Raw genomic sequence first — 5,025 nt, forward strand, 5'->3', positions numbered from 1 at the left:
AACTATGATATCCATGTGGGAGCTATTTTAGGAATTCCGGGAAAGATCATCGCCTTTTTGATCAGCTTGTTTTGTGCTTCCTTGCCCGTAACCGGGTTTTTGGTTTGGTGGAACAAACGAAAGCAACGACGCAAGCCCCTGTTCAGCTAATCAGTCTATTTTAACAGGTCCACGACCACATTTATTCAATTGAAACAAACATGTTTGCATCAGCAGTAAAGAAGCTATTAAAAAAGAAGAAGGTCAGTCACCAGGCAGTATTGACGATACTTTACGGAGGACAATCGGGTAATTCTGAATTTTTAGCCAAAGAGGCGAAAAAGTACCTTCAGAAAAATGCGTTTACCCCCCGGGTGGTGAATATGGCGAAATACGATTTCAAGCAACTGGAGGAGGAACAGCATTTACTGGTACTGGTTAGTACGCACGGCGAAGGGGAACCTCCGGAGTCGGCCAGCCGGTTTTACCGGTTCCTGTTTTCCGAAGAGGCCCCCCGGCTTAACCGCCTGAATTATGCTGTTTGTGCGCTGGGCGACAGCAGCTACGAGTACTTTTGTCAAACCGGCAAGGACATGGACCGGCGATTGCGGGAATTGGGAGGGACCCGCCTTTACGATCGTGTGGATTGTGATGTGGAGTTTCACCAAGCTGCCGCCCGGTGGCTGTCCGGCGTTCTGGCTGTCTTGCAGAATCATGGTGACGAGCAGTCTGAAGCGATTCATATTGAAGCGGATCGACAGCGTGAAACTTTTCAGGCCGTCGTTCAGGAGAAATACCGTTTGAATGAAGGCTCCGATTCGGCAACCTTCCATGTTGTGCTGTCGGTTAACCATCCGGATTTTTCATATGAGCCTGGCGATTCGGTCAGCATTGTACCCAGAAACCCGGATTCGCTTGTTCAGTTGGTTCTTGACCAATTGGCTTGTGATAAAGAAGTCCAGGTTGATTATGAAGGTCGAAGTCATTCCTTTAAGTGGCTTTTAACCCATTCTTTTGAACTGACGACCCTAAGCAAAGGATTGCTCACCCGTTACCAGGCTCTGGTCAGCTCTCGCGGACTCGAAGCACTGCTGGCCGATGAAAAAGAACTGAATCGTTATTTAAAACACCACGATGTTGTTGATCTTTTGGCCGACTTCCCGACGCAAGCCGGTCCGGGGGAGTTGGTTCCCGTTTTCCGGAAACTGCAAGCCCGGCTTTATTCGATTGCCTCCAGCGGGAATACGCATCCCGGTGAAGTTCATTTGACGATTAAGCAGGTGTGTTTTTCCAGTGGCGGGCGCGATCGCGAAGGGGCGTGTTCGGGCTACCTGAGTCAATGGCTGGAAGTTGGCGAATCGCTATCCGTTCAGTTGGTACCCAACGAACAGTTTCGTTTGCCCGGACAGCCGGAGATTCCGGTGATCATGATCGGCGCCGGAGCCGGTGTGGCACCTTTTCGCGCCTTTATGCAAGAGCGGGCGGGGCAGCAAGTTCCTTCAAAAAACTGGCTGTTCTTTGGGGAAAAACGGCAGCAGTACGATTTTTTCTATCGGGAAGACTGGGCGAGTTGGCTGGGCACTGGCAGGCTGAGCCGCCTGGATTTGGCGTTTTCGCGTGACCGCGACGAGAAAGTGTATGTGCAGCACAAAATCAGGCAGGAGGGAACCACCTTTTTTGAATGGTTAAACCAGGGTGCCCACGTTTATGTTTGTGGTTCGGTGGCTATGGGGCACGCCGTTCGCGAAACCATCCGGGAGCTTGTTGAACTTGCCGGAAACCTGTCGGAAAAGGAATCGGAGAATTATATGAATTCGCTGATGGAAGAAGGTCGCTGGCATGCCGATCTGTATTGACGCTTACGTTACGATTCCATCGTTAAAGACGGGTTGAACACGCTCGGGGTTTGCACCTGGATGGCAAAAAGTCAGGGGTAGAGAAATTCTAACTTCGGTTGGCAAGGTTCTAATCTGGATTCGAGACCTCCTAACCCAGATTCGGGACATTCTATACTGGAATTTCTGAGTTTTATTTTAAGTAGCCTCTTAGTTGATTTTTGCTTGCGAACGAAGGGCATGGGTTCCGGCAAGAACCATGAACGTATTGACCAATAAGATTAACAAGATGGGTTCAAGCCACCGGTTCGTTTGGTCGAAGGTGAACCCCAATAAAACCGGGCCGAAGGCTGCCAGGAAATAGCCTGCTGCCTGTGCCATGCCCGAAAGCTCGGCCGCTTGCTGGTGATCCTTCGCCTTGGTACTGATAATCATATACGCAATACTGATGCTTCCACCTGTGGAAAGGCCGATCATAGCGACAGAGGTGACCAGCAAGCCTGCCTGATAAAACAGGATTAAGCCTCCAAACCCCAGCAGGTTGAGTAGTCCGATGACGACAATGGATGTTCCCATCTTCTTCAGCTTCGATGCAATGATGGGAGCAAAGAATGTCGATGGCAGACCAATGATTTGCACAAACAACAGCATCCAGCCGGCAGTGCTTTCATCCATTCCTTTGCTGAGCAAGATGGCAGGGAGCCAGGCGATCAGGCAGTAAAAAACAAACGATTGAAAACCAAAAAACAGGCTGATGTGCCAGGCCGTTCGTGATTTCCAGATGGATGGGTGCGGATAGGCCGCAGCCTGGTTGCTGGAGTTGGTTTTATTTGCTTTCAATTGTGGAATCCAAAGGGCAATTCCAATGATAGCCAGAAATCCCCATGAGGCCATTGCTTTTTCCCAGCCCAATCCAGCCCCTTCGGCTAAAGGAACGCTTACGCCGGATGCCAAACCGGCCATGGCACACATGGCGGTGGTGTAGATGCTTGTCATCAGGCCAATTCGTTTGGGAAAATCGGATTTGATGACGCTGGGAAGCAACACATTCATCACGGCAATGCCCGAACCAATGATTAAGGTTCCGGCATAAAGAAACCCCAGTTGGTGCGAGTATCGGATAAAAATTCCAGCGGTCAGAATGAGTAAGGCCAGGAAAAGGGTTTTTTCGTTGCCCCAGCGCCGGCTGAATTTGGCAACCAATGGTGAAAGGACGGCAAAAGCGATGAGCGGAATGGTGGTTAGCAGTCCAGCTTCCAGGTTGTTAATGCCCAGGCTTTTCTGAATGGTAGCGATTAATGGTCCCACAGCCGTAATAGCCGGGCGCAGGTTGAAAGCCAGAAAAATGACTCCCAGAATGAGCAACCACCGCTTTTTAAACCACTTGCTTTCGTCTTGAATTTCCATCCTTGTTTTTTCGGTCTGCAAAGAAGCAGAAAATCTTTGTCCGCGACAAGTTTTTTAGCCATCGCAGCAGCTCGTTTTAACGGAATGATTACGTCAATTTATTGTGCAGCTAGAGGAATCCGGCTGATGCAGGGTTCAATAATAAGAGCCGTAGGTGGAACCTACAGCTGTATAATGTTATATACAGTTCTACTAAAATCCAAAATATGCAAGACGTAAAAATGCTTATGTCTCCGACAAAGATTTGATTTCTGGAATTCGTTTCCAAATTATGTTTTTTATATTTGCATATAACTTACTACTTAAAAATCTGGGCTTTTCGTTTTGCCGGATATGGAAAAGGTACTCTTCCATCTGGTCAATCGATAGCTCCACAGGCGAACATTCGAAATGAAGCACCATCTTGGATATTTGCATCAGGTAATTGCGCGTGCACGATTCTGACTTGCCGGCAATGGTGTACTTGCGAAGGAACTTTTCGCTGATGGTTTTAAACTCGGGAACGGCTTGGCAGGCCTGCTCCAGAAAAGATTTTCTGCTCATAATAAATTTGTTTAAAATTAATGAGCAGCAAAATCAACAGATCTCACCAACTATTCCTATTTTAGCTGGAAAATAAGCTCCCGCATAGCGGGTTTAGTTCGACATACAATATAGCAAATGGCGGGGATAGTAGTAAAATCAACTTTTTGAGGCCCGTTCAGGGCTTTCGTCTCGGGGAACAGTGACGCGCTCTGCAAACCGCCACTTGCCGTATCGCAAAACGTTGGGTCCAACTGAATGAAACACTACGATAGATAACATGGATTACAAAAAGTATTATAAGGAGATTAAAGAGAAATTGATAGAGTATTCAAAGGTTGTTTATTATAAACCTATGACAGAAGATAAGATTCTTGAGATGGAAAAGAAAATAGGTCAATCAATAAAACCTTTGTATCGCGAATATCTGTTGGCTTTTGGAATGACTCAAGATGTTTTTGAAAAGTTGATAACTGATATTGATTCATTTTTTGAAGACTTCGATTTTATTAAAAATTCACTAAAGGGTTATCTTCCAATATTTTCAGACATAGATTTAGAAGACACAATTTATCTCATTAACAACAAAGATTTTTTGGACGATTTTGTCTACAAGGTTAAAATTGATAGTGACGATAAAATTGGACAAATTAAAAAACTAAAACTATTTCAACAGATTATTGAAGAATCTATATCAACGTTGCAGAAAACTCATAAAAACAGATGTCTCAATAAAAACAAAGTGAATAATGCCGAGTTTACAATATCTGGTAAAGATTTTAATGATTTTATAGAAATATTTAAGCCCGAAGGACTTAAACAAAAAACTGATTGGCAACCTAAATATTATCCTGAGAATATCTTTGGAGATGAAGTAGCTATATTTGAATTATTTGACAATGAAATTATTATTGAGAGGGATGATGACGATTTACAATACAGATTTGAATTAGAGGAACCAGTTCTCTTCGATAATGAAAAATCAATTATTAGAAAAACTGAAGATTTATTAAAAGTTCAGAAAATTGAATTTGATAAAATTGAGTGTAAACTAATTGAAAATGAATAATCAGCAGCCCCAAAATAAATAAATAAGGCTTGAAGCGGCACGTAGCACCCAGCTTTGAGCCCCGATTGAACGTAAGCATTCGGCCTACCTCGCATACTGAGTTTTCTCATAGGCGGAGATACCAGCATGAGATTTGGAATTTTCTCATTAATTTGGTAAAAAAATATTCGGACTGGTTTTCAATTACTTAAATGAGGTGAGAAAAAATATTTT

5 protein-coding genes are annotated in these 5,025 nt (G+C 44.6%); 3 read left to right on the forward strand and 2 right to left on the reverse strand.

What is annotated here, in order from left to right:
* The first annotated feature begins 15 nt into the window (after positions 1–15).
* Positions 16–150 carry a PepSY-associated TM helix domain-containing protein gene (locus AAC033_RS18230; RefSeq protein WP_339740818.1) on the forward strand — a complete coding sequence of 45 codons (135 nt, stop codon included), beginning with the start codon at positions 16–18 and terminating at the stop codon, positions 148–150.
* A gap of 50 nt (positions 151–200) precedes the next feature.
* Entirely contained in the window at positions 201–1,835 is a 1,635-nt protein-coding gene (locus tag AAC033_RS18235; RefSeq protein WP_339740810.1) for a flavodoxin domain-containing protein, read from the forward strand.
* A gap of 189 nt (positions 1,836–2,024) precedes the next feature.
* Here the strand turns inward: AAC033_RS18235 and AAC033_RS18240 are convergent, their stop codons facing one another.
* Positions 2,025–3,221 carry an MFS transporter gene (locus AAC033_RS18240; protein WP_339740812.1) on the reverse strand — a complete coding sequence of 399 codons (1,197 nt, stop codon included), beginning with the start codon at positions 3,219–3,221 and terminating at the stop codon, positions 2,025–2,027.
* Between the two features lie 225 nt (positions 3,222–3,446).
* Positions 3,447–3,764 (reverse strand): hypothetical protein, encoded by a 318-nt coding sequence (locus AAC033_RS18245; RefSeq protein WP_339740814.1) that lies wholly within the window; start codon positions 3,762–3,764, stop codon positions 3,447–3,449.
* A 259-nt stretch (positions 3,765–4,023) separates the two neighbouring features.
* Between AAC033_RS18245 and AAC033_RS18250 the strand changes: the two genes are divergently transcribed.
* Positions 4,024–4,812 carry a hypothetical protein gene (locus tag AAC033_RS18250; RefSeq protein WP_339740816.1) on the forward strand — a complete coding sequence of 263 codons (789 nt, stop codon included), beginning with the start codon at positions 4,024–4,026 and terminating at the stop codon, positions 4,810–4,812.
* Positions 4,813–5,025 lie beyond the last annotated feature (213 nt).

Origin of the sequence: uncultured Sunxiuqinia sp., assembly GCF_963974515.1 — a bacterium.
In the GTDB taxonomy this organism is placed as follows: domain Bacteria; phylum Bacteroidota; class Bacteroidia; order Bacteroidales; family Prolixibacteraceae; genus Sunxiuqinia.